Origin of the sequence: Orrella marina, assembly GCF_003058465.1 — a bacterium.
Lineage (GTDB): Bacteria > Pseudomonadota > Gammaproteobacteria > Burkholderiales > Burkholderiaceae_B > Algicoccus > Algicoccus marinus.
The window spans coordinates 665,866-689,771 of sequence record NZ_CP028901.1; the positions used below are offsets into that span (position 1 = coordinate 665,866).

Here is a 23,906-nt window from a genome sequence, read left to right on the forward strand (position 1 = left end):
ATCGTCAGTTTTTCCTGAAAGTTACTTTGAGAGACGCACAGTGCATGAGTTAGTCGGTTACCTCGGCTTGCCCGGTTCCTGGACGCATCAGGTCACACGTGATTTATTTGGGGAACATTCCAAGCTTCAAGGGTTTGATGCGCCAGAGCTTTTGAAGGCATACAGTCAAGGCGAGATTTCCTGGATCTGCGTTCCGTACTACTCGTCGATCGCAGGGACTACGCCATATCTGGCGCAGCTGCTCGCTCTGCAAAGACTCTGGATTGAGCAGGATGTGGTCAGGCCTGTTCAGCACAGCCTGGCTGCGGTTGATCCGGGCGTCAAACTCTCTGGTGTGACGCATATCACCGGACATCCGGTTGCGCTGGAGGAAGTGCGTCCATGGTTGTCTGACCAGTTTCCTGATGCCGAGTGGGTGTTCGCGAAGTCCGGCTCAGATGCGGCGCACTCGGTCGCGCAGAAGAATCACGCAAAGCATCTGGCAGTGGCGCCGCCTCAGGCGGTGGGCACGCACGGTCTGCACACGCTTGTCGCCGACATACCGACTGTCGCACCGAATGTCACTCGCTGGTGGGTGCTGGGTCCCCAGGTCCCGCAAACGCCTAACCCTGGTCGCTGGGTATGGCTCAAAGTGGCCGGTGCCAATCGGGAAGCGCTTTGCGCACTTGAGCGTGCGTTGCCAGTCAAGGACATTGAGCCAGCCTTGTGGGTCCACGCACCCTCGAGCGAACTGGAAGTGACACACTGGTTAGTCGCCTGTCTTCGCAGTGATGATCTGTACGCATTTCTGGTGCTGGTGTCGGTTCATGGTCTCTCAGGCACCCTGATGGGGGCCCATGATGATGCGATTGCCAATATGGTGAGCTCTGTTCCGGCATCCACGTCAGCCTGTCTGTCCTTGTCTCAAGCGGATAGGGTATCTGGTGCTCGCGTTCAGGTCTGACATCCAGACCCGCGGTCTGTCACGCAGCAGGTTGTTTGGGTATAGTCATGTCAATGCGACACTGGTCTGGTGTTGCGCCGATATGGCTTTTATGGAGAGTGCCCATGACTGTTGCTGATGATTCCAATCTGATTGATGCCGCAAACGCGATTGCGCAGGCTCGCAGGAACCGGGATGCAATCAATCCGGTCTCGTCGACTTTCGGGATTGCGACGCTTGAGGATGCATACGCGATCGCACAGATCAATACGCGTCAGCACCTTGAATCCGGGGCAAGAATCAGTGGCAAAAAGGTCGGACTGACCTCCAGAATCGTTCAGCAGCAACTGGGTGTCGATCAGCCGGATTTCGGGGTTTTGTTCTCCGATATGGAATACATGAACGGTGATGACGTTCCCACTTCCCGACTGATTCAGCCCAAGGTTGAGGCCGAGATCGCGTTTGTCCTTGGCGAGGATGTCGACCAGATTGAACCGACCTGGGGAGAGTTTCTACTGAGTATCCGCTATGCGGTCGCTTCGATCGAGATTGTCGACTCAGTGGTCAAGGACTGGGCCATCACGCTGTACGACACCGTTGCCGACAATGCCTCAAGTGCCTTGTACGTGCTGGGTGACCAGCCCGTGGCGGTTGATGCGGTTTCGCTGGCTGATGTCGGGATGCAGATGCGCGTGAACTCCGAGGTTGTTTCGCTTGGCAGCGGTGCGTCATGCCTCGGTCATCCACTCCGATCGGCCTACTGGCTGGCTTGTCTGATGGCGCGAAATCATCAACCTTTGCGTAGAGGAGAAGTCATTCTTTCCGGGTCGCTGGGACCGATGGTGCCCGTCAAGGCTGGTGACTTGGTGGAGGTCAATATCGGCGGGTTAGGTCGGGTCGGATGTCGCTTTGTGTAGGCTATCTGGCTGGACGGGGATCTCAAACTCAAATCGATGACACATTGAGCCCCCCTTGATCCGCGTGGTATTTTTCAGGCCACCACGTCTGTCATGCAGATCGCTGGCATGGCCTGCTCATCCAGAGTCCCGTCCAGGCGATCCAGAGGATTATCTTCATTAGTTTTTAGACGCGGTCTGCATGGCGTCAAAGTCTTTCTGCAGATATTCCAGATATGAGATCAAGCTTGTTTCTTATTCCCGAAAAACGAGTCAACCATGCCTCTGGTAGCCGTTTGTTGAGTTCATTTCCTCGTTGTCCGGGCTTGCGTTCATATCCTGATCCACTAATCGATTTGATTTTCAGGTGAGATTTTTTGCCTGGCTGCAAGTAAAATCGAGTCTTGCTTTACACCGTGGTCTCACTCCGTATTGCGCGCCACGCGCCCTGTGGACAGGTTTTTTGCCTGCCCCGGGTCTGGCTGCTCTCGTTTCCCGGTTAAAGATGCAAGTAGATGCAAGTTGCATTTTCAGATCCCCTTTTTTTCTGAACCTGTACTGCATCTACTGATCTTCTGTCAGCGAGTTCACTGAGACAAATCAACATGGAATTTTCCACCTGGCTTGCACTGTTTGCAGCTTCATGGGCAATCAGCATTTCCCCGGGAGCCGGGGCTATTGCGGCGATGAATGCCGGTATCAGTCACGGTTTTCGGCTAGGTTACTGGATGACTGCAGGACTGATTCTGGGCATCATGACGCAGATCGTGCTGGTTGGGGTGGGTCTTGGCGCAGTGGTCGCAACGTCTGGTTTGGCATTCGAGATCGTTAAATGGCTAGGGGTGGCTTACCTCATCTGGCTTGGCATTGCTCAGTGGCGCGCACCGCTACAGGCAGTCGCACTCGAGCGAACCGGTATGCGCACGACTCGACCCTCCAAACTGATACTGAAGGGCTGGATGATCAACGCGGTCAATCCGAAGGGCACGGTGTTTTTGCTGGCTATCGTGCCGCAGTTTCTGGATCTTGCCCAGCCGCTGGCCAGTCAGTACCTGGTGATTGCTGTAACGCTTGCGTTTACGGACGCAGTCGTGATGGCAGGGTACACCGCCCTGGCGTCCCGTCTTTTGCATCTGCTTAGAAAGCCATCACACGTCAAGCTTCTGAATCGGTCGTTCGGGTCGCTCTTCTTTCTGGCTGGACTGTCGCTGTCCCTTTTTCGGCGGACCTGATCGCGTACGCGAGTCTAGCTTCCCGGCGGCCATCATGAGGACACCAGGCCCGCAGGTGTGAGATAACCGTGCATCAACAGAATTTGCCGGATCGGTTTCTGTAGCAAAAATCGAAGGAAGCGGTTGGCGGCAACGCGTCTGAGGTCGTCAGTTGTCGTGTCTGGAGCCAGAGATGCTGTCATTGCAATCACCGGGTACCAGTCAAGTGGCGGAATCCAGAGCGAGCCTTCAACCAGTTGTCCGTCACGCCAGACCTGGGGCAGCGCAATGAACCCAAGACGGGTCTGACCCGAAAGTATCGATGCGTAGACATTCTGTGAATCAGGCAGGTACAACAGACGGTGATTGATGCGATTGAGCACGCCGGCTTTGATCAGGACAGCAAACGCCGCCTTGCCGAACGGGTCCGATTCGGGAGAGGGGGCTGCGATCCAGTCGAAGTTTCTTGCTTGCAGTACGTTTCCTCTGGGATCAATCAGGGCCGGGTCGGGGCTCCAGAGCGCAATCTGTGCAATCGCAAAAATCACGGAACCACCTGGCCTGACACTCTCGGTACGCCAGTCCTGGGCTGAGATCGTGATGTCCGTGCGATCCTGACAGGATTGTGCCTCTGAGTGTGCTCCAGCCTCCCGGAGATGTCTTGTCTCCAGACACTGCACACGCTCTGTCAGAGCGCCGGGGGGACGGGTAGGAACAAGTGTGACTGTCTCGCCGGTCTGTCTCTTGTACTGTGCAGCAATTCTTTCCATGACCGGTATATGCATTGAAGACACCGAGATGCTAAGTGGCTGTGCTGCGACCATCTTGCCGGTGAGCATGCAGGCCGCTATCAGCACCGCCATGGATGCAAGCCATCTGCTCTGGCTGTTCGTCACTGGATTCGAATGCAGCATCATTTCAGACCAATCACATTACTGACACAAGACAGAGACCATCGAAAAAGTCGAAACGAACGGTCTGGATCAGCCCGAACGAGGAGGAAAGGGAATTTATTGTAGTGCTGACGACGAATGATGTTGCATCTTTCTGGGTGTCGTGTGTGCGTGGTGTGATCTCTGGTCCATCACTGTAGTGGTACCTGAGAGGCACTCGAGTCGGGGCCAGGCGGTGTGTACAGCGCACATGTTTTTGTCGCATTCTTCCAGCATTTGTTTCTGTTTCCGCAGGTCAGGGGGGCTGGGTAAAAGCCTTTGTGGCTGGACAATCAAGAGAAGTTGTTGCGAGATCGCTACGTTTCGATCGCAGGTGCTTGCGGTGTCGGGTGCTCCGATTGCGGGAGTTTGGCCGATGCATTGGGCGAACGGATCGAGGAAGCGGCAAGGGCATAAGATAGTTGGAGTGATATAAGCCAGGTGTTCCGTGAGGTCTGTATCTGGAAAAAAGTATACGAAAGTGTTTGATTAATCATTTATTAGTCATATTTGATCTATCTGAAAATAGTTAATAATAATATAATGTGTTTGGGCGGATTTTGTGTTTGTCATTGTGTGTTCCCGGCGTTCCAGGTACTCAAGGTGACTGGACCTGCATCGGTTTCAGCGATCCGACGGAAACGCAGAACGCAGGACAAAGCGGCCAGGGTAAAGCAATAGAGCTGATCAAATTAAGGAGGTGTCAAGGTGAGTGCAGGTTTGACGATTGACTGGGCGAACTTCACGCCATGGGCGTCGCTCGGTGGAGGCATTTTGATTGGTCTGTCGACTGTCATGCTGATCGTATTCCGGGGGCGAATTGCAGGTATTAGCGGAATCCTTGGAGGGTTGTTTCAGTTCTCGAACACCTCGCAGGACCACTATGGCTGGCGTATCGCTTTTGTGCTGGGCATTCTTGTCTCGAGTCTGGTGTACAGCCTTTTCACTGCGATGCCAGCATCGCAGATCGATACCGGATATCCAATGCTGATACTGGCTGGATTACTGGTCGGATTTGGTACTCGAATGGGGTCGGGATGCACCAGTGGGCACGCTGTGTGCGGAATCGGACGTGCTTCGCCGCGTTCCATGGTGGCAACAGCCAGTTTCATGGTCAGTGGTTTTGTGACGGCCTACGTCGTTTATCACCTGTTCTGAGGGGTCTTTCAATGAGAACACTGCTGGTATTTGTCTCTGGTCTGGTTTTTGGGATCGGTCTCATCATTTCAGGGATGAGCAATCCCGCCAAGGTGATCAACTTTCTGAATATTGCTGGGGATTGGGATCCCAGTCTGGGTTTTGTGATGCTGGGTGCCATCCCGGTTGCATTTGTCGGGTTTCACTGGATTCAGTCGCGTGGTGAGACGATTTATCATGAAAAGCTGCAACTACCGACTTCCAGGGACATCAATTCTTCGCTGGTAGCAGGCGGATTTATATTCGGGGCTGGCTGGGCGATTGCTGGTTTCTGTCCCGGCCCGGCACTGGTGGCACTTGGTGCCGGCTACGAGAAAGCTGCCGTGTTTGTGCTGGCGATGATTGCCGGCATGTTGATTCACGACCATCCCTACAAGGCGCTCACGCAGCGTCGGCCCGCCTGAAAGTCGCTTTGCGCTAGTAGACAGTGACTGGTGGCACTGTCTACTTTCTGATGTGATCTCTCGAGGCCGTGGCGGCCCTCACGCCCAGAATGGAGCCCACAATCAAGAGGCCGCCCAGCAGGGTGCGGGCTTGTGGGACTTGTGCAAACAGCATCCAGGCGACAGCGATCGCATAGACAGGCTCCAGTGCAACTACCAGGCCGGCCATACTGACGCGCAGTCGCTTCAGGCTGTAAACAAACAGTGAATGTGAGAGTCCTGTGCACAGAATGCCCAGGACGGCCAGCCACATCCAGGAAACGACAGATATCCTGGGCAGATGCGTCAATGCCAGCGGCAGAAGTAGCAGGGCAACAATCAGGTTCTGGTTCCTGGCTATCCGGATCGGGTTTTGCCCTGCAAGTTTTCTGCTGTTGACGACGGCCATCGCGGCAAACGACAGCCCACTGGCCAGTCCGAGCAGAAAACCATAAGTATTCTCGTCAGCAAGGTTGAAAGAAGGTGTCATCAGTACGAGGCCGGAGGTCACCCCTAGTGTGCGCAGCCAGTCGGCCCGGCTGATCTGACCGCGAGCGATCACCCATTCAATCGCGGTGATGAAGGCCGCAAAACTGCTAAACCCCAGGGTTGCGAGTGCGACACCTGCGATCTTGACCGACATGAAGAATGTGACCCAGTGCACCGCCAGCAAGAGACCCGATAATCCTGTGTATCCAATCAGTTGCAACCTTGCCGGTAGACGGCTCCAGTGCGAGTCATCCACTTGCTCCTCGGGCAAAGATGATTGCGGGGCGCTTGACTGGCGTGAGGACTGAAGTGCTGGTAAAAGTAGCAGGGGAGACAAAGAGAGAACGGCAAATGCAGCACGACCAAAGGTGATCGTGTTGGGATCTGCCTCGATCAGGCTACCCAGGATACCCGTCATGCCAAATAGAAACGCGACCAGATGAATAGCGAGCATGCTCGCGCCAAGCTGACTGGAGTGGGAAGGCATGTGCACTATTAGATGGTTGAAGGAATTGGCGAGTGGTGGGCCGTGAAAATGTCTTGAGATGGCATGCTTGTCAAAATCAGTGCCAGAGTTCGTCCAGTGGACTATCTTCACTGAACCGGTGCGCAATCTGCGCCTGCAGCAGTTCTGCCGTGGCGAGCGCATCAGTGACTGCGTTGTGTGGTTTGTAGAAAGGCAGGCCGTAACGTCGTCTGCTGTCGGCCAGCCGGATCGAAACAGGTTTGACGGTCTCTTTGCGGAAAAGGCGTTGCCACCAGTTGCCAGTGGGTTTGCGATTGCGATACAGGCGTGCCTCGAGCTCCATCGTATCGATCATGGGCATCTCGATTGGCTCGTGGATTAGCCGGTTGAGCGCATTATTCAGGAAGTTACGTTCAATCGCGCGACAATGCACCACCAGGACGTGACCGGCAATGGCTTGCAGGAGCGGGCCCAGCACTTCCAGGAGTTCCGGCGCGTTCTCGACCTGCGAGTGGGTAATTCCATGCAGTGTCACCGATTCGTCGGCAAGCGGCACATGCGGCTGGACGATCCAGTGTTGCGCCTTGCTTGACTCGATCATCCTGAGAGTCATGGGCAGCATCCCGATGCTGACGATGCCGTCCCTGGCGGGATTCAGACCTGTGGTTTCCACATCCATGGCCATCAGTGGAACGTCCTTGATGGGTGTCTGCCCACTGACCATGCCTGCTTCGTAATACGCACGCAGACGCGGGTCGTTCGCTTGTCTGGCGAGTGCTTCGAACCGGCCTTTCCAGTCGATTGATCCAGTCTCGGGCATGTTGTTGCGTTCGCGCGGAAGGTGCAAGAGGCTGCCGTGTAACAAATGGATTCTCCTACGACAAGGGCTAAACCGGAATCAGTTGGCCCGATTGGGCTGGTAGCGAAACTTCAGGTATTTCTGAGCGTTTGACAGAATCAGGAACGCATCACGCAGGCTCTTGCGATCAAAATCCGACAGATTGTCGGGTTCGATGCTGTTGTCTGCTTCCTGGCCGTTGGCGATTTCTTCCGCCTGGTGACGAGCACGGGTGATCGAAATGAACTCAAGCGCATCCCGCAAGTCCTGTCCGCGACCTCGCGGAAGGATCTGGGCCTGCTCGATGTCATCGATGCGCTCGAAAGAGTTGCGTGCCCTCGATCCGATTGCCAGCGCATGCACCCTGATCAGATCCGTCAATGGTGCGGTGCCACGGCGTTTGATGTTGATGGTTCGGGAGTGGCGGCCATCAGCTTCGACTACGAACTCCTTGAAGAATCCGATGGGCGGTGTGCGAAGCAGGGCGTTGCGGGCCATGGACGCGAGGAACCGGCTGTTGCCCTTGGCCTTGCGTGCAATCAGTGCACGCAGCGTTTCGGCCAGATCATTGCTCCCGTAAACGCCTTCAAGGTCAAAGAATATATTGCTGTCAAGCAGTGACTGCGGACTGGGTTTTTCTATCCAGTCGGAGAAATACTGCTGCCAGACGTGCAGGGGTTGACGCCATTTCTTGTTGGTGGCCATGACGCCACCCGAGCAATAGGTGTAGCCACAGCGCGCCAGACCATCACTGACAAAGCGTGCAAGACTTTCAAAATAAGCGTCGTGCTGGTCTGGATTGAAACGGTTGTCCAGAATCAACGCATTGTCCTGATCGGTCACGATCAGTTGCTCCTGACGTGCCATGCTGCCCATTGCCAGAAAGCAGTATGGAACCGGTGCCGGCCCAAGCTCCTGATGTGCAAGTTCGAGCAGTCGCTGTTTGTGTGCACGGCCGATCGCTGCCATGGCACTACCCACCATGTGCGAGCTGGCATCCTGTTTGACCATGCGCACAAAGCTTGATTGGACTTCAGGTAGCAGTGTCGCAAGGTCGTCTACTGTCTGCTGCTGAAATATCCGGCTGACAACAAACAGACTGTTGCGAGACTCGTAATGGAGGATGTCGGACAGGGCCAGCACCCCCATGGGTCGACCGTGTTTGACCACTGGCAGGTGATGGATGTTGTGATGCAGCATGGCCAGCATGGCTTCGAAGGCTAACTGGTCTGCCTTGACCGACACGGGGTCGGTCGTCATGATCTCGGCAACAGGGGTTTCGTAGGACAAGCCTTTGGCAACAGCCCGGTTGCGAATGTCCCGGTCTGTGACGATACCCACCATTCGCTCTGCATCGGTGATGAGCAGCGACGATACGCCGTGTTCGCTCATGATGCTGGCGGCTTGCATCAGGCTGGTTTCTTTTTGGGTGCAAACAGGCTCTTTTGCCAGCAACGTGGCGACCTGTGTGGACATCAGCTCGTTGGCCTGCTCGGACTTTGACACAACTGTTCGCAAGCGAGTGCTGTCTTTGACTTCAACCAGATCCGCGAAAGCCTCGTGATTCTCGAAGATCTCCAGAAACAGGCTGTCGGGAATCACGTAGAGCAGAGAATCCTCGATTGCGGTCGCCGGATAGCGGACGGTGCGTCGTTGAAGTAACCCGGACTCTCCAAAATGCCCACCTTCGTTCAGTCGGTTATAGAGCGTACCATCACGTCTGTAAATTTCGACAGCACCGCTGCGAACAATGAACCAGTGATGCAGTGGTTCCCCAAACTGGAAGATTGCGGTGCCCGATTTGGCGTAACGAACGTCGACTGCGCGTGCCACATCCTTGAGTACATCCTCCGGCAGCGCAGAGTAGGGCATGTGTTTCTGCAGAAAGTCGAGAATTTCGAGTTGTTCGCTTTCCATGGCTTACCTTGCTGGGTGATCTTCGTGAAACGGAGGAGGCAGAGGATGAGTGAGTGACAGGTCAGGTCAAATTCTGAGGGACTTGTGATGCATGTTGCAGCCACAAGTCCCTCAAGGTAACACCCTGGGTCAAACAGACGACCTGGGCTGTTTGGGTCAGGGCTTGCCTGGGCGAGGTTCGCTCATCAGACCCTTGATGAGCGAGGCCGTAGCGACCAGCAATACCAACGTAAATGGAAATCCGGTTGATACCGCCATGGCCTGCAAGGCCACGAGACCGCCACCCATGACCAGCGCAATCGCGACCAGTCCTTCGAAAGTGCACCAGAACACCCGCTGAGGCGCTGGAGATTCCACTTTACCACCTGAGGCAATCACGTCAATCACCAGTGAGCCGGAATCCGACGAGGTGACAAAGAACACGACTACCAGAATAATGGCGATGAACGATGTGATCTGTGCCAGCGGCAATGCTTCCAGCATCAGAAAGATCTGCAGCGGGAGCTCGCCTTCAGTGACAGCCAGATACTTCTGCTTGACGACCTGACTGATGGCGGTGGTACCGAACACGGTCATCCAGAGTACGCAGGCCAGTGAAGGAACGATCAGGACCGAGACAATGAACTCCCGCACAGACCGTCCACGCGACACACGTGCGATGAACATGCCGACAAAGGGTGACCATGAAATCCACCAGGCCCAGTAGAACCCGGTCCATCCTTGAGAAAAGTTTGCGTCCTCTCGTCCGAACGGGTTGCTCAGCTCTGGCAGAAAACTGACGTAGGCCCCCAGGTTACTGAAAAAGCCCTTCACGATATCGAGCGTTGGACCCACGAAAATCACAAAAAACAGCAGCACGACGGCCAGGACCATGTTGATCTCGGACAGTCGCTTGACGCCTGCATCCAGACCCGCCAGAACAGAAAACAGCGCGATCGCTGTGATGGCGATGATCAGCAGGATCTGCATGGTGTCGCCAAGCGGCAGACCAAACAGGTAGTGCAGACCAGCGGCAGCTTGAGAAGATCCTAGTCCCAGTGAGGTCGCCAGACCAAACATGGTCGCCAGCACCGCCAGAATGTCTATCACATGGCCTGGCCAGCCCCAGACCCGCTCGCCGAGCAACGGGTAGAACACCGAGCGGATGGTCAGGGGCAGACCTTTGTTAAATGAAAAAATCGCAAGACCCAGCGCAAGCACGGCGTAAATCGCCCAGGGATGCAGCGCCCAGTGGTAGATCGTTGCTGCCATGGCCAGACTTTGAGCAGCAGCGGCATCGCCTGCAGCGGCACCCAGTGGCGCCCAGTCGGTTCTGGCACCGTTCTCAACGGTTGTGCCGCCCATGGCGGTGCCAAAGTGTGCCAGCGGCTCGGACACGCCGTAGAACATCAGACCAATACCCATACCAGCTGCAAACAGCATGGAGAACCAGCCTGCGTAAGAGTAGTCTGGCTTGGCTTCGGTGCCGCCAATCCTGACCTTGCCCAATGGCGAGATGGCGATCACGATGCAGACGATGACAAATATGTTGCCAGCAATGATGAAGAACCAGTCCAGGTTTGAGGTTAGCCATCCCCGAAGACTGCTAAACATCGGTTCGGCCTGATCTTTGAATGCCAGAGTGAGAACGACAAATGCAATCACCATGGCAGCCGAGACGGCAAACACCCGGTTGTGAATATCCAGACCAAACGGTCCGACGTTCATGACAATATTGTCTTGACCAACTGTGTAGTCGGTATTGATGGGGTTGACGTCCCCATCTGGAACCATGGGGTCCTTTTTGGTGTCAGTCACGATTTGACCTCCGTGAGAGCGCCGCTAGGTGGGCACAGGTTCTTGGTAAAGTGCCGGATCCAGACGTTGCGCAGGACGCTTTGAGGTGCTGCCTTGATCAAGGACTGACTCCCCAGAGCACTGGCTTCGGTCAGACGGCCGGAACGCAAAAGTGCCTTACGGTAACATGAGGTTACATGTCACTAATAGTTCGATCCTGCATTTAAGCCATGTTTCGAGGGTAAAGCCTGAGGCGGGTGCATTCAGAAGGTTGTTTGCTTTCCATCCAGTGCAATAGCGAGCACCGACCAGATGATCAGATTGTCGGACTGAAACTGTCCGAATCATTTTGCTGGTGCAAATCAAAACAGCTGTGCAGGCTTGTTGCAAATTTGCTATAACGGTGCCCTGGCATGCGCCCATGCACCCCGTCCAAACCACATTCACGCCCACAGTCAAATTTTGCGGACGAGCCCGGGCTAGCGTCTGCCAGCCTGGACCTTTTCAGCAGGCCAGGGTGCGTCAGACTGGTCAGGATCACTTGGTGCGGGTTCAATCCGGAGTTGCCAGCAGCAGTCTGGCGAGGTCTTCCGCGTGCGTCACCATGGCGTCATGGCCTGCCTGCATCTCGATGTAGGTCCAGTCTTTGCGGGATTGCGCGTACTCCCGACTCGAGGTTGTCGGCCCGTAATATGGCGTGACCGCAATATACGTGGTCGGCAGACCATTTCCAGTCGGATGCCTCAGAGGCAGGCGGTCTTCGTAAGTTGACATCGGATGTGGGGTGCAGCGTTCACGCAACCACTGGGCGTCGGTCGGGTCCGTCACGCCGAACATCTCTGGTGGAGGAACCGCCATGGTCAGTCCGCCAGAGGTTGCAAGAGACTCCTCCTGACGAGCCCTCGCGACTGCTGGCGGTAAAATGTCGAACGGACTCTCGCCGTCTTGCACAATCAGACTGTCCAGGTAGACCAGTTGCGAGATTCGGTCGGGCATGCGATCAGCCAGCCCGGTGATGGTGATTCCACCAAAGCTGTGACCCACCAGAATGACATCGTGCAGATCTTCCCAGAAGATCAGGTTGGCGATGTCATCGATAAAGACATCGAGTCCCAGCCCCGGTTGTAGCAGGTGAGATCGCTCGCCAAGTCCAGTCTGGGTCGGGGTGTAGACGTCATGGCCGGCGGCACGCAGCAGGGGCGTCAGTTTTTTCCAGCACCAGCCACCGTGGCAAGCACCGTGGACCAGCACGAAGGGCCGTTTTTTCTGAATATCGGTCATGGAGAAATTTCCTTGCGAGTTTCTGATCAGATCCGCCGGCACGCTTGCTACATGACGGATCCTGCCTGAAACGCGGATTGTATGACTCAGGCGTACCGGGTTGTGATCGTCTTGATTGTCGTGAAGCTCAACAGCCCCTCAAACCCCTTTTCTCGACCGTGTCCAGAATGTTTGACCCCGCCGAAAGGAAGTTCGATGCCGCCACCGGCGCCGTAATTATTGATGAACACCTGGCCAGCCTGAATGCGGTGCGCTACACGAAGCGCCCGTGAACCATCCTGGGTCCAGACACTTGCCGCCAGACCATATGGCGTGCCATTGGCCAGACTGACTGCGTCGTCTTCGTCCCGAAACGAATAGGCGGTCAGTATCGGCCCAAAAATCTCCTGCTGCTCGAGTTGATGTTCAAGCGGCACCCGGTGGATCAGCATGGGTGCCAGATAGAAACCACCAGCAGGAAGGTCATCGGGTAGGCTGGCGCTGGCAGCGATACGCAGTTTGTCCGACTCAGCCAGCTTCACAAATCGCTGGACGCGATCGCGTTGCGGACCGCTGATCAGCGGTCCGCAGTGCGGATCAGATGCCCCGGGTCCAACCGTCAGTTCGCGAATTCTTGCTGCCAGTGTCTCGATGACTTCGTCGTAAATATCACGGTGTATCAGGACCCTGCTGCCAGCCGTGCAGGTTTGTCCGCCGTTCTGGATGATGGCGTTTACGACGGTAGGGATGGCTTCTTTAAGGTTGGCGTCTGAAAACAGAATCTGGGGTGACTTGCCACCGAGTTCAAGTGTCACAGGCACATGGTTACGCGCAGCAGCCTGTGCGACGTGGGAGCCGGTCGCGTTTGAACCCGTAAAAGAGATGTGGTCGATCCCGGGATGGGCGGCGAGAGCCGAGCCCGTTCGTGCGCCATCTCCGGTGACAATGTTCAACGCGCCAGCCGGCAATCCGGCTTCGATGCCAAGCCGGGTGAGTGCAAGTGGTGTCATGCACGCAAGCTCGGCCGGCTTGCATACGCAGGCGTTGCCAGCCGCGAGGGATGCCGCCACGCTGCGCCCATAAATCTGGGCGGGATAGTTCCACGGAATGATGTGGGCAGTGACACCAAGCGGAACCCGGATGGCCATCACACTGGTATCGAGGGAATATGGAATGGTCTGTCCATGGATTTTGTCAGCTGCACTGCCGTAGTACTCAAAGTAGCGCGCACACGCCCGGATGTCGCTGTTTGCCTGGCTGATGGGTTTGCCCGTATCTCGGCACTCGAGCTCAGCCAGTTTCTCGAGATCGCGCAGAATCAGGTTTGACCAGCTCATCAGAATGCGGCCCCGTTCTGTCGCCGTCAGATGTCCCCAGTCCGTCTCAAAGGATTGACGTGCCGTGCGTACGGCCTTGTCGACATCGCGCTCGGTTCCAAAGGGAACAGTCGCAAAAGTCTCTCCCGTTGACGGGTCCAGAACATCAATAGTTTCACCGTCGCTCGCGCTGACGGCTTCCTTGCCGATGATCATCAATTCATGCGTGATATCAATAGGTTCTTTGCTTTCTGTCTGGGGACGGGTTGCCGTTGATCCAGCATCTCGAGACTGGGCTTGCTCAGGATGCTTCAGGACTGGATTGTTGTTCTGTTCATGCATGATTGAAAAACCTATCGAGGGCTGGATGGGCTGACCGGAGAAGGACCGACAGGGGAAGGGCCGACAGGGGAAGGGCCGACAGGGGAAGGACCAACAGGAGAAGGACCGACAGGAGAAGGACCGACAGGAGAAGGACCGACAGGAGAAGGACCAACAGGAGAAGGACCAACAGGAGAAGGACCAACAGGAGAAGGACCGACAGGGGAAGGACCAACAGGAGAAGGACCAACAGGAGAGGGACTAACAGGAGAGGGACTAACAGGAGAGGGACTAACAGGAGAAGGACCGACAGGAGAAGGACCAACAGGAGAAGGACCAACAGGAGAAGGACCAACAGGAGAAGGACCGACAGGAGAGGGACCCGGGGCCGGTACGCTACTGGGGGAGAGGGCGGGAGCGGGAGCTGGGTCACTCGCATAAACAGCGTCACGTAGTCCCAAGCTGATGGGCGGAAAGTAAGAAATCATCATCAGGCAGGTGATGATCACGAGCACAAACGGGATCAGTGACTTGATGACCTGCTCCAGCGAAATTCTGGCAACAGTGCAGGCTGCGAACAAATTCACTCCAAATGGTGGCGTGATCATGCCGAGCGCCAGGTTGACCACCATGATGATCCCGAAATGAATCGGATCGATTCCGAAATAGATGGCAACCGGGGTCAGAATAGGCGCCAGCACAATGATGGCTGCCGATGTCTCGATGAACATGCCGATCACGAACAGCGCCGCGTTGACACCGATCAGGAACATTGCCGGTGAACTCAGCACCTCCACTAGCCAGCGACCAATCGCATCCGGGATCCCGGCGCGAGTGATCAGAAACGCAAACAGGCCGGCATTGGCAATGATGAACATGATCACCGCACTGGTGATGACAGACTGCTTGAGCACCGCATAGACTTGGCGTACTGTTAGCTCGCGGTGCATGACAAAGCCAATGAACAGTGCGTAGAAAACTGCAACAACCGAGGCTTCAGTAGGCGTGAAGATGCCGCCGTAGATGCCCCCGAGAATGATTACCGGCATTAACAGGGCCCATCCAGCCTTGCGGGTCGCAACCAGCACACTGCTGCGGCCCTCGCGGTCCTGCTTGCCCCAGCCTTTGATCTTGCAGTCAATGTAGATATAGAGCATCAGTGCCGAGCCGATCAGCAGGCCTGGCACGATACCGGCGATAAACAACTCGCCAATGGAGACTTCCGCTGCCACGCCAAACAGGATCATGGGAATTGATGGCGGAATCACCACGCCGAGTTCGGCCGAGGTAGCCTGTAGCGAGGCGGCATACGGACGCGGGTACCCGTGTTTGACGAGTGCGGGAATCAGGATCGCACCGATGGCGAAGGTGGTTGCGACCGATGAGCCTGATACGGCTGCAAAAATCATGCAGGTGAGCACGGTGGTCATGGGCAGGCCGCCTTGCACTCCGCCCACCAGACTCTTGGCAAAATCCACCAGCCGGTAGGAAATACCTCCTACCTGCATCAGGTTTCCAGCCAGTATGAAAAACGGAATCGCCGCCAGCGGAAACTTGTCGATTGCCGTGAACATTTCCTTGGGAGCGATGATCAGGCGTGCCGGGTCAAACAGAGCCAGGCCAATGACGGCTGACCCACCAATCGAGACGGCAATGGACACGCTGAACGCGAATCCAAGCAGCATGGTAATCAGAAGGGTTAACGGCATGGTGAAACCTGCGTCAGGTAAGCAAATGCGTTCGAAACGCAATCAGTCATTGCCAGCATGTGTGGCTGATCAGCGAGCATGAGCACCTGCCTGATTGCTGGTAGGATCAAGTTTCAGGATCTCAGGGTTGTCCGCAAGCGGGTCTTCATGGCGGGGCTCATCTATCCAGAAGGCGATGGTGGCGAGAATGCCCAGTAGCGCCCCGGTGGGCACCGCCGCATAAGCCCAGGCCATGGACAGATCCACCGAGGCGAATGTCTGAAATCTGACTCGCCAGGAAAGGGAAACGCCAAACCAGAGGATGGTTCCGAGAAAGCCGATGTTGGCGCAGCAGACGATTGAGCGTACGACCTTGCGCCAGGTGCCACGTGCCTTACGCATCATCAAGTCAACTGAAATCAGCGAGCCTTGCCGGATGGCAACGACGACGCCTAGCATCACACACCAGATCAGAAGGCGTCGCATAATTTCTTCGGTCCAGACTGAAGGCTGCGAGAGTAGAAAACGTGTCGTGACCTGCCAGAGACCGAGGCAACTGATGATGGCCAGCAGCAGACTCGCCAAGTGTAGCGACAGTCCGGTCACGAGTCTGTCTACAAAGAGGATGGTGTTTCTCAATTGACCAGGTTCCAGGTTAAATGCACAGGTCCAGCCAGACCCATCAACAAAATTCAGCACTACTTTTCAGCAAGACTGTTCTGCCAGTCATGTCGCAACTGGGTCAGGGTCCTCGATAGACCATGCCACGACGACATGCAGGCACAAATCAGGGCGCTAGTCACGAACAGCAGCCCGTTGGTTTCGACAAAGACTTGCTTCAAAATCCTAAATATCGTCCGGACAAAGTGTCTCTGGACGAATCCGTACATCGGCCAGACTCAACGCCAAAGACGAGAACCACAGATGCGCCACACGTGCAGAACGACGAGCATAAATCGATCATCACACATCGATCACACATCAACCGCACACAGGCCTTGCGTTTTCCTTAGGTGATGCCCACTTGACCAGACTGACTACGCAGCCAAAGGCCGAGTTTCTGAAGTCCTTACCTTGTCTGAAAGCCTTGCCGCTGCGAACAGAAAAGATGTAACGCACTATATTAGGCGCTCGAATCACTGTACTGAATTGGGCTTAACCCCAAAGTGAATGATCTCAGGCGGCCTGGAGCAGGCCCGCCAGCCTGGACAAACTGACCGGGCATGCTGGAGCTATCAATGAAATCTGATTTTGTCTTTCTGTTTCCACATCAAGTTCGCTGGGTCGAGTGTGATCCTCAATGGGTTGTTTTTAACGGTCATTATCTGACCTACTTTGATATCGCCATCAGTGAGTATGGCAGGCACTTGAATCTGCCAGGTGGTCTGGAGCGCCAGAAAAGCGGACGGGAATTTTTTGCGCGCAAGGCGTCTGTCGACTATCTGGCGCCCGCCCGTTATGACGACACGCTTGAGATTGGCGTGCGTGTGTCGTATCTGGGCAACTCCAGCCTGAAGTTTTTTATCGGAATTTTCAGAGGCGACGAAGTCCTGACCACGGGTGAGATGGTGTACGTCTATGTGGATGTCAAAGCGCAGCGAAGTGAGCCCATTCCACAGTCATGGCGAGACAAGGTGCTTGCGTTCGAGCGCACGCCGGTCGAACTCGGTGGGCAGCGCTGATCCGGATCGAAGAGTGTGACCGATCCTGCAGGACTGGTGCCGGTCACGTCGAGTGCCATCTTCCATCACCACCGAAGTGGCCTGCTGCAATGCATCAAGTCGATTCAGACGCATTGCTGATTCCTGTCCAGGAATCGTCACATTTCTGACACGCCACTGTCATTTTGACCGGTCACGATACCGGTCATGAACACTTATGAACGCCGCTCAGGCATGTGCGACCTGGCTCCTGCCACTGCCGGCAAGGCTCATGCACAATTCGGTCAGGGCGAGGCTAGCTCCCGGAAGATGGCCGTCACAGTCCCGGTCACCATGCCCCGACAGCACGCCCACTATCGGGCAATCTGGGTGTCGGACGTGCATCTTGGAACGGCCGGGTGCAAGGCAGAGTATCTGCTGGACTTTCTCCGGTTTAACGAGTCCTCGAACTTGTATCTGGTCGGCGATATCATCGACGGCTGGCAGCTCAAAAAACACTGGTACTGGAAGCAATCGCACAACGATGTGGTGCAGAAGGTGCTGCGCAAGGCCCGTAAGGGCACCAAGGTGACCTATATCACGGGCAATCATGACGAGGTGCTCCGGCAGTTCGCAGGGCTCGCGTTCGGGGACATCCGGATCGTCAACGAGGCGGTCCACCATACCCTGGATAACCGGCGGTTTCTGGTGACACACGGTGATTTTTTTGACGGGATCATCGAGCATGCTCGATGGCTGGCTTACCTCGGGGATACGCTCTACACACTGGTTCTGCGAATCAATGATGGATTTAATCGTGTGCGCCACCGGATGGGACTGTCGTACTGGTCGGTCTCGCAGTATCTGAAACACAAAGTCAAGAACGCGGTGTCCTTCATTTCCGAATTCGAAGCTGTGCTGGTGCGCGAGGCCAGGCGGCGCGGCTTTGACGGGGTGGTGTGCGGTCACATTCATAAAGCCGAGATTCGTGAAATTGACGGCATTCTCTATTGCAACGATGGTGACTGGGTGGAAAGCCTGTGCGCGCTGGTCGAGACACACGAGGGAGAGCTCAAGCTGGTCCACTGGCCCTACCAGGCAACCGGGCCCGAGCAGTCCCCGTTCGGCCATGATGAGCACGAATCATCTGAGAGTGCTCCGGAAAGTTCGGGACGACTCTTTGATGCCGCGGTCGCACCACCCGTGGCGCCAGGCCAGAAGGCTGACGATTCAACACGGTGCTCAGGTGGGCAGTCTGGGACGAAAGCCTCGCAGTCCGGATCAGCCTGCAAGGGTCGAGGAGTTGAGCATGTCTGAGTGCACCCTCAAGTATGACCGGCCGGCAGTTGCCGCATTACAGCAATCAGAAGGAGGCGTGCTTTCTGGTCATGGTGACCGCCTTGTCGCCACTCGGTTAGCCAGCCACCCGGTCATGTACTCGAGCGACCAGACTCGCCCGCGGCGTATTCTGATCGTCACCGATGCGTGGGCGCCGCAGGTTAACGGCGTGGTGAGAACGATTGACAACACCAGGCGGGAACTTGAACGCATGGGGGTACATGTCCAGATTCTCTCGCCGCAACAATTCAGGACGATTCCCTGCCCCACCTATCCGGATATCAAGCTGTCGCTGACGACACCTGCCCGGGTGACCAGAATGATCGAGGACCTCGCGCCTGACGCGCTCCACATCGCAACTGAAGGTCCACTTGGGTGGTGCGCACGACGAGGGGCTGTATTAAATGGCTGGCATTTCACCACCGCCTATCACACTCGTTTTCCAGAGTATGTGAGAGCCCGTACGGGGTTGCCAGTCGGTGCGTCCTATCGTCTTCTGGCCCGGTTTCACCAGCGCTCCGCAGCAGTGATGGTGCCGAGCCTCTCAATGGTGAGTTTGCTCCATCGGCGTGGGTTCGGCCGGATCGCCCATTGGGGGCGAGGCGTGGATCATGATGTGTTTTACCCGCGCATTTCGCAGAGCGTATCGCCGAACAAGAGCGCGCCTGTCTTTCTGTATGCTGGCAGACTTGCCGTCGAGAAAAACATCGAGGCGTTCCTGTCGCTGGACTTGCCCGGAGTGAAATGGGTGGCGGGTGACGGTCCTGCAGCTGCCTCTCTCAAAGCCAGATACCCGGATGCCCGGTTCCTGGGCATGCTGGATCCAGACGATCTGGCGCAGGTCTATAGCGAGTCGGATGTTTTTGTATTTCCGAGTCTGACTGACACATTTGGACTGGTGATGGCAGAGGCCATGGCGTGCGGATTGCCGGTTGCGGCATTTCCGGCTCCAGGTCCGCTGGATGTTGTGGGAAAGAGCGGCGCTGGCGTACTGGATCAGAACCTGCGTCAAGCCTGTCTGGCCTGTCTGAAAATACCCAGAAGTGCTGCCCTGGAGCGTGCTGCGCAGTTCAACTGGCGCGATGCGAGCCTGCAGTTCCTCCTGGCATTGCGTCCCATGCGAGCAGCGTCAGTGGCATCGTGAAGCCCGGCGACTGCGGTGACTGGGGTATACGACTGGTGCCAAACGCGGTAGCAATCATTCGGGAGGGATGAGGTCAGAGAAAGCACCTTGTTCGCTACGGGTGTTCGCTCTGTACTGGCGTTTGCTGATGCGGGCTCACAATCCTCCCTGACGCTTCAATAGAGATGGTCAGGCTTGCGTCTTCAATGCGTTTCATTGCCGTGTCGCACGCAAACACGGGTCCACAGGGTCAGCGTCCTGGCACGATGCCGTTGTCTGGTGTGCTTGCCTGAAGCCCTGATTGAAACAATCAGGGAGGTCATCGAGGGATGTCATACAGCGAGCAATCACTCGAAGTGGTCATAAATGCGATTTCTCAGGTTCATCAAAAGTGAACACAGGGTTTTGCAGTGATAAGATTACCAATTTACTGCAAAGCCTAGACCGGAACTGAAAGATGAACGCACCAGATTATGTCAAGCACGAAGGCCTGATTCAGTGGGTGGCCGAGATCGCCGCTAAAACCCGTCCCGACCAGGTGGTCTGGTGTGACGGTTCACAGGAAGAATACGATCGCCTGTGCGCCGAAATGGTGGCAGCTGGCACACTGATTCCACTCAATCAGGAGAAACGTCCGAATTCATTCCTGGCACGTTCGTCAGCCGACGACGTGGCGCGAGTCGAAGACCGGACGTTCATCTGTACACCCTCGCAGGCGGACGCGGGCCCCACTAACAACTGGATCGATCCGGCCGAAATGCGTACCAGACTCGACGAGCTGTTTGAAGGCTGCATGCAGGGTCGTACCATGTACGTCATCCCGTTCTCGATGGGGCCGCTGGGCTCACCGATTGCGCAGATTGGAATCGAACTGTCCGATTCTCCCTATGTCGTAGTCAACATGCGCGCCATGACTCGCATGGGCCGTGCGGTTTATGACGTTCTGGGTGAAGACGGCTTGTTTGTTCCCTGTGTCCACAGTGTGGGTGCACCGCTGGCGCAAGGTCAGTCTGATGTCGCGTGGCCATGCAACAGCACCAAGTACATCGTGCACTTTCCTGAGACGCGCGAGATCTGGTCGTATGGTTCCGGATATGGCGGTAACGCCTTGCTGGGCAAGAAGTGTTTTGCACTGCGCATTGCGTCAACGATGGGGCGCGCTGATGCCGCCAGCGGTGAGAATCCTGGGTGGCTGGCTGAGCATATGCTGATTCTGGGTGTGAAGGCACCCTGGGGCAAGAAGTACCACGTTGCCGCCGCATTCCCTTCGGCTTGCGGCAAGACCAACTTTGCGATGCTGATTCCGCCGCCCGAGCTCGCACAGCAGGGCTGGGAGATCACCACTATCGGTGACGACATCGCCTGGATCAAGCCTGACGCTGATGGAAAGCTGCGCGCGATCAACCCGGAAGCAGGGTATTTCGGGGTAGCACCTGGCACCAACGAGAAATCCAATTTCAACTGCATGGCCACACTCAAAGAGAACGTGATTTTCACCAACGTGGCCCTGACTGATGACGGTGATGTCTGGTGGGAAGGCATGACATCGACGCCTCCGGCGCACTGCATTGACTGGCGTGGCAACCACTGGACGCCAGAGCAGGGTGCCGAGGGTGTCAAAGCTGCGCATCCGAACGCACGTTTCACAGTCAGTGCAACCCAGAATCCGGTGCTCGACGATGCCTGGGACGATCCGGCTGGCGTGGCGATCGATGCGTTTGTATTTGGCGGACGTCGCTCCAACACGGTCCCGCTGGTGACCCAGGCGCGCAGCTGGGAAGAGGGCGTTTACATGGCCGCCACCATGGGGTCAGAAACCACCGCGGCGGCCATGGGCAAGCAGGGCGTGGTACGCCGGGACCCCTTCGCCATGCTGCCGTTTTGTGGGTACAACATGGCGGACTACTTCGCTCACTGGCTGCAACTCGGTGAGCAGATGCAGAAATGTGATGCCCAGTTACCCCATATCTTTTGTGTGAACTGGTTCAGAACCGACGAGGAGGGCCGTTTTGTATGGCCGGGCTTTAGTGAGAACGCGCGTGTTCTCAAGTGGATGCTGGCGCGTATTGAAGGCAACGCGACCGGTGCCGAGAACGTCTTTGGCATCACGCCACGTTATGAAGATCTGGACTGGTCCGGCATGAATTTCTCGCAGGACTTGTTTGATCGCATCACTTCGATCGATCCACAGGCCTGGCAGAAAGAGTTCCGGTTGCACGACGAACTTTTTGAGCAACTCTCGCACGGACTGCCACAAGTGCTGCTCGATATCCGGGTTCGCCTTGAGCAGCGTCTGACCGACGAAACGACGAACTGATCAGGATGATCTGTTGTGCCTGATCAGGTGCTGTGAGCAGTGACAACTCGATGACGACCTGGCTAGCCAGATGGCTGATGCCAGGTCAGGCGGATTCTTGACACCAGCAAACTGAGGAGTGAGTGAATGTTGCCTGAACGCCGTCTTAACGCAGTCTGAACGCCGTCTGAACGATGATTGACTGAGTCAGTGTTGACTCAGTCCTGCTTTTTATAGCCAGTATTTAACCAGTCTTGCGAGACTTTGCCTGCGGTTCGTCGTGGTGCAAAGTCAGCCCCCGATTGCTGTCAACGCGGGGGACTCAACAATAGTCCCCCAGTTCATGCGTTAACGCCAGACCCCGGGTCTGGCCGGAGAAGAGAATGAAGCTTGACGCGATTTCGCATCGTGCCCGCAATGCCAAGATCCTGGCAACCCTCGGTCCGGCCAGCAGTGATGCTGACACGATACGAGCGCTCTTTGATGCGGGCGTTGACGTGTTCCGGTTCAATTTCAGCCATGGCACACATGAAGACCACCGTAAACGTTACGAACTGGTGCGCCAGATTGAACGTGAGGTCAACCGGCCTGTGGGTATTCTGATGGATCTGCAGGGCCCCAAGCTGAGGCTTGGAGTGATCGAAGGTGGACGTCTGGCCGTCAAACGCGGGGACGTATTGACGCTGGATCTGGACCCCGCACCCGGAACTGCTGAACGCCTTCCAATGCCCCATCCGCCCATTTTCGAGGCCGTCAAGCCCGGTGACGATCTCCTGATCGATGATGGAAAGGTTCGTCTGAAGGTCCTGCATGGCGACGCCCAAAGCGCGCGTGTCGAAGTCTGTAATGATGGTGTGCTGTCTGATCGCAAAGGCGTCAATGTCCCGGGAGCGCTTCTGGCGCTATCGGCAATGACCGACAAAGACCGCGCTGATCTGGCATTCGGCCTGGAGCTCGGGGTCGACTGGGTTGCCCTGTCATTTGTCCAGCGGGCTGAGGACATCGAAGAAATCAAGGCGCTGGTCGCAGGGCGGGCCTGGGTGATGGCCAAACTCGAGAAGCCCGCAGCAATCGAAAGCCTGGAGGCTATTGTCGAAGCATCGGATGCAGTCATGGTCGCGCGTGGCGATCTCGGTGTGGAGAAGCCGCCAGAGGATGTCCCCATCCTGCAAAAACGAATTATTCGTGTATGCCGGGAAGTGGGCAAACCAGTGGTCGTGGCTACCCAGATGCTGGAGTCCATGATTGCTTCGCCCGTTCCCACGCGTGCCGAGGTCAGCGACGTCGCAGGTGCCATTTATGACGGCGTTGACGCCGTCATGCTTTCGGCCGAGTCTGCCTCAGGACAGTATCCGGTGCAGGCCGTGACGATGATGGATCGCATTCTGCGTGCAACAGAGCAGGATCCCATGCAGCGAGTGACCATGCAGGCGGTCCAGTCAGCACGTGAGGTAACTGCTCGCGATGCGATTTCCGCTGCGATTCGAACCATTGCAGAAACTTTGCCTGTGGCCGCAACGGTCGCTTACACCTCATCGGGCGCGACGGCCCTACGGGTCGCGCACGAACGTCCTCGCACCCCGATTCTCAGCATGACGCCCAATCTGTCCGTGGCCAGGCGTCTGACACTGGTCTGGGGGGTGCATTCCACGCAATCCCCGGATGTCAGGAGTTCAGACGAGATTGTTCATCATGCGTCGCAGGCCGTTCGCAGACATGGCTTCGGGGAGCCTGGCAAGGCCGTGCTCATCGCAGCAGGCACACCGTTCGGGGTGTCTGGCACCACCAATCTGCTCCGTGTGACCTGGCTAGACGGATCGGTCTGATTCTCGTTTGACAAGCAAACAGGGGCAGGTGC

General features: G+C 56.3%; 17 protein-coding genes and 2 pseudogenes. 10 read left to right on the forward strand and 9 right to left on the reverse strand.

The window, feature by feature from the left end:
* Window positions 1–40: 40 nt before the first annotated feature.
* The 3 genes from DBV39_RS02950 to DBV39_RS02960 all read left to right on the forward strand — a co-directional run bounded on the left by DBV39_RS02950 (window position 41) and on the right by DBV39_RS02960 (window position 3,050).
* Entirely contained in the window at window positions 41–943 is a 903-nt protein-coding gene (locus DBV39_RS02950) for a prephenate dehydratase domain-containing protein (protein ID WP_159078764.1), read from the forward strand.
* Between the two features lie 104 nt (window positions 944–1,047).
* Window positions 1,048–1,839, forward strand: coding sequence for a 2-keto-4-pentenoate hydratase (locus DBV39_RS02955; RefSeq protein ID WP_108620291.1), 792 nt, complete (start codon window positions 1,048–1,050; stop codon window positions 1,837–1,839).
* Window positions 1,840–2,423: 584 nt separating this feature from the next.
* The gene (locus DBV39_RS02960) at window positions 2,424–3,050 is read left to right on the forward strand and encodes a LysE family transporter (protein WP_108620292.1); all 627 of its coding nucleotides are present in this window, start codon (window positions 2,424–2,426) and stop codon (window positions 3,048–3,050) included.
* 32 nt (window positions 3,051–3,082) lie between these two features.
* Here the strand turns inward: DBV39_RS02960 and DBV39_RS02965 are convergent, their stop codons facing one another.
* On the reverse strand, window positions 3,083–3,946 hold the full coding sequence (locus DBV39_RS02965; RefSeq protein WP_108620293.1) for a substrate-binding domain-containing protein: 864 nt from the start codon (window positions 3,944–3,946) through the stop codon (window positions 3,083–3,085).
* A 735-nt stretch (window positions 3,947–4,681) separates the two neighbouring features.
* Here DBV39_RS02965 and DBV39_RS02970 point away from each other — a divergent pair.
* On the forward strand, window positions 4,682–5,119 hold the full coding sequence (locus tag DBV39_RS02970; protein ID WP_108623049.1) for a YeeE/YedE family protein: 438 nt from the start codon (window positions 4,682–4,684) through the stop codon (window positions 5,117–5,119).
* A gap of 11 nt (window positions 5,120–5,130) precedes the next feature.
* Window positions 5,131–5,562, forward strand: a complete 432-nt coding sequence (locus tag DBV39_RS02975; RefSeq protein WP_108620294.1) for a DUF6691 family protein — start codon at window positions 5,131–5,133, stop codon at window positions 5,560–5,562.
* Window positions 5,563–5,602: 40 nt separating this feature from the next.
* On the opposite strand, the gene DBV39_RS02980 is transcribed toward DBV39_RS02975, so the two are convergent.
* The 8 genes and pseudogenes from DBV39_RS02980 to DBV39_RS03015 all read right to left on the reverse strand — a co-directional run bounded on the left by DBV39_RS02980 (window position 5,603) and on the right by DBV39_RS03015 (window position 16,290).
* Entirely contained in the window at window positions 5,603–6,556 is a 954-nt protein-coding gene (locus tag DBV39_RS02980; RefSeq protein WP_108620295.1) for a DMT family transporter, read from the reverse strand.
* 76 nt (window positions 6,557–6,632) lie between these two features.
* Entirely contained in the window at window positions 6,633–7,400 is a 768-nt protein-coding gene (locus DBV39_RS02985; RefSeq protein WP_227870784.1) for a 3'-5' exonuclease, read from the reverse strand.
* Window positions 7,401–7,433: 33 nt separating this feature from the next.
* Complete coding sequence (locus DBV39_RS02990; protein WP_108620296.1) at window positions 7,434–9,290, reverse strand: DUF294 nucleotidyltransferase-like domain-containing protein; 1,857 nt, start codon at window positions 9,288–9,290, stop codon at window positions 7,434–7,436.
* A 156-nt stretch (window positions 9,291–9,446) separates the two neighbouring features.
* Window positions 9,447–11,087 carry a BCCT family transporter gene (locus tag DBV39_RS02995; RefSeq protein WP_227870785.1) on the reverse strand — a complete coding sequence of 547 codons (1,641 nt, stop codon included), beginning with the start codon at window positions 11,085–11,087 and terminating at the stop codon, window positions 9,447–9,449.
* Between the two features lie 531 nt (window positions 11,088–11,618).
* Window positions 11,619–12,347, reverse strand: a complete 729-nt coding sequence (locus DBV39_RS03000) for an alpha/beta fold hydrolase (RefSeq protein WP_108620297.1) — start codon at window positions 12,345–12,347, stop codon at window positions 11,619–11,621.
* 86 nt (window positions 12,348–12,433) lie between these two features.
* Window positions 12,434–13,858 (reverse strand): aldehyde dehydrogenase family protein, encoded by a 1,425-nt coding sequence (locus tag DBV39_RS03005; RefSeq protein WP_108623052.1) that lies wholly within the window; start codon window positions 13,856–13,858, stop codon window positions 12,434–12,436.
* A gap of 539 nt (window positions 13,859–14,397) precedes the next feature.
* Window positions 14,398–15,672: pseudogene (locus DBV39_RS03010) on the reverse strand (TRAP transporter large permease); the annotation flags it as partial.
* Window positions 15,673–15,741: 69 nt separating this feature from the next.
* Window positions 15,742–16,290: a TRAP transporter small permease gene (locus tag DBV39_RS03015; RefSeq protein ID WP_108623053.1), complete on the reverse strand. Its 549-nt coding sequence runs from the start codon at window positions 16,288–16,290 to the stop codon at window positions 15,742–15,744.
* A 599-nt stretch (window positions 16,291–16,889) separates the two neighbouring features.
* Between DBV39_RS03015 and DBV39_RS03025 the strand changes: the two genes are divergently transcribed.
* From DBV39_RS03025 to pyk, 5 genes and pseudogenes are all read left to right on the forward strand, one after another.
* Window positions 16,890–17,333, forward strand: coding sequence for an acyl-CoA thioesterase (locus DBV39_RS03025; RefSeq protein WP_227870786.1), 444 nt, complete (start codon window positions 16,890–16,892; stop codon window positions 17,331–17,333).
* 213 nt (window positions 17,334–17,546) lie between these two features.
* Window positions 17,547–18,413: pseudogene (locus tag DBV39_RS03030) on the forward strand (UDP-2,3-diacylglucosamine diphosphatase); the annotation flags it as partial.
* A gap of 187 nt (window positions 18,414–18,600) precedes the next feature.
* A complete protein-coding gene (locus DBV39_RS03035) occupies window positions 18,601–19,773 on the forward strand; it encodes a glycosyltransferase family 4 protein (RefSeq protein WP_227870787.1) in 1,173 nt (390 codons plus the stop codon).
* A gap of 436 nt (window positions 19,774–20,209) precedes the next feature.
* Window positions 20,210–22,069, forward strand: a complete 1,860-nt coding sequence (locus DBV39_RS03040; protein ID WP_108620301.1) for a phosphoenolpyruvate carboxykinase (GTP) — start codon at window positions 20,210–20,212, stop codon at window positions 22,067–22,069.
* 362 nt (window positions 22,070–22,431) lie between these two features.
* Window positions 22,432–23,874, forward strand: coding sequence for a pyruvate kinase (pyk, locus tag DBV39_RS03045; protein WP_108620302.1), 1,443 nt, complete (start codon window positions 22,432–22,434; stop codon window positions 23,872–23,874).
* Window positions 23,875–23,906 lie beyond the last annotated feature (32 nt).

Excerpts from the sequence above, each read along its gene's own strand:
- DBV39_RS02955 (WP_108620291.1), top strand. The coding sequence starts at position 1,048 with ATGACTGTTGCTGATGATTCCAATCTGATTGATGCCGCAAACGCGATT.
- DBV39_RS02960 (WP_108620292.1), top strand. The coding sequence starts at position 2,424 with ATGGAATTTTCCACCTGGCTTGCACTGTTTGCAGCTTCATGGGCAATC.
- DBV39_RS02965 (WP_108620293.1), bottom strand. The coding sequence starts at position 3,946 with ATGATGCTGCATTCGAATCCAGTGACGAACAGCCAGAGCAGATGGCTT.
- DBV39_RS02975 (WP_108620294.1), top strand. The coding sequence starts at position 5,131 with ATGAGAACACTGCTGGTATTTGTCTCTGGTCTGGTTTTTGGGATCGGT.
- DBV39_RS02980 (WP_108620295.1), bottom strand. The coding sequence starts at position 6,556 with ATGCCTTCCCACTCCAGTCAGCTTGGCGCGAGCATGCTCGCTATTCAT.
- DBV39_RS02990 (WP_108620296.1), bottom strand. The coding sequence starts at position 9,290 with ATGGAAAGCGAACAACTCGAAATTCTCGACTTTCTGCAGAAACACATG.
- DBV39_RS03000 (WP_108620297.1), bottom strand. The coding sequence starts at position 12,347 with ATGACCGATATTCAGAAAAAACGGCCCTTCGTGCTGGTCCACGGTGCT.
- DBV39_RS03005 (WP_108623052.1), bottom strand. The coding sequence starts at position 13,858 with ATGATCATCGGCAAGGAAGCCGTCAGCGCGAGCGACGGTGAAACTATT.
- DBV39_RS03025 (WP_227870786.1), top strand. The coding sequence starts at position 16,890 with ATGAAATCTGATTTTGTCTTTCTGTTTCCACATCAAGTTCGCTGGGTC.
- DBV39_RS03035 (WP_227870787.1), top strand. The coding sequence starts at position 18,601 with ATGTCTGAGTGCACCCTCAAGTATGACCGGCCGGCAGTTGCCGCATTA.
- DBV39_RS03040 (WP_108620301.1), top strand. The coding sequence starts at position 20,210 with ATGAACGCACCAGATTATGTCAAGCACGAAGGCCTGATTCAGTGGGTG.
- pyk (WP_108620302.1), top strand. The coding sequence starts at position 22,432 with ATGAAGCTTGACGCGATTTCGCATCGTGCCCGCAATGCCAAGATCCTG.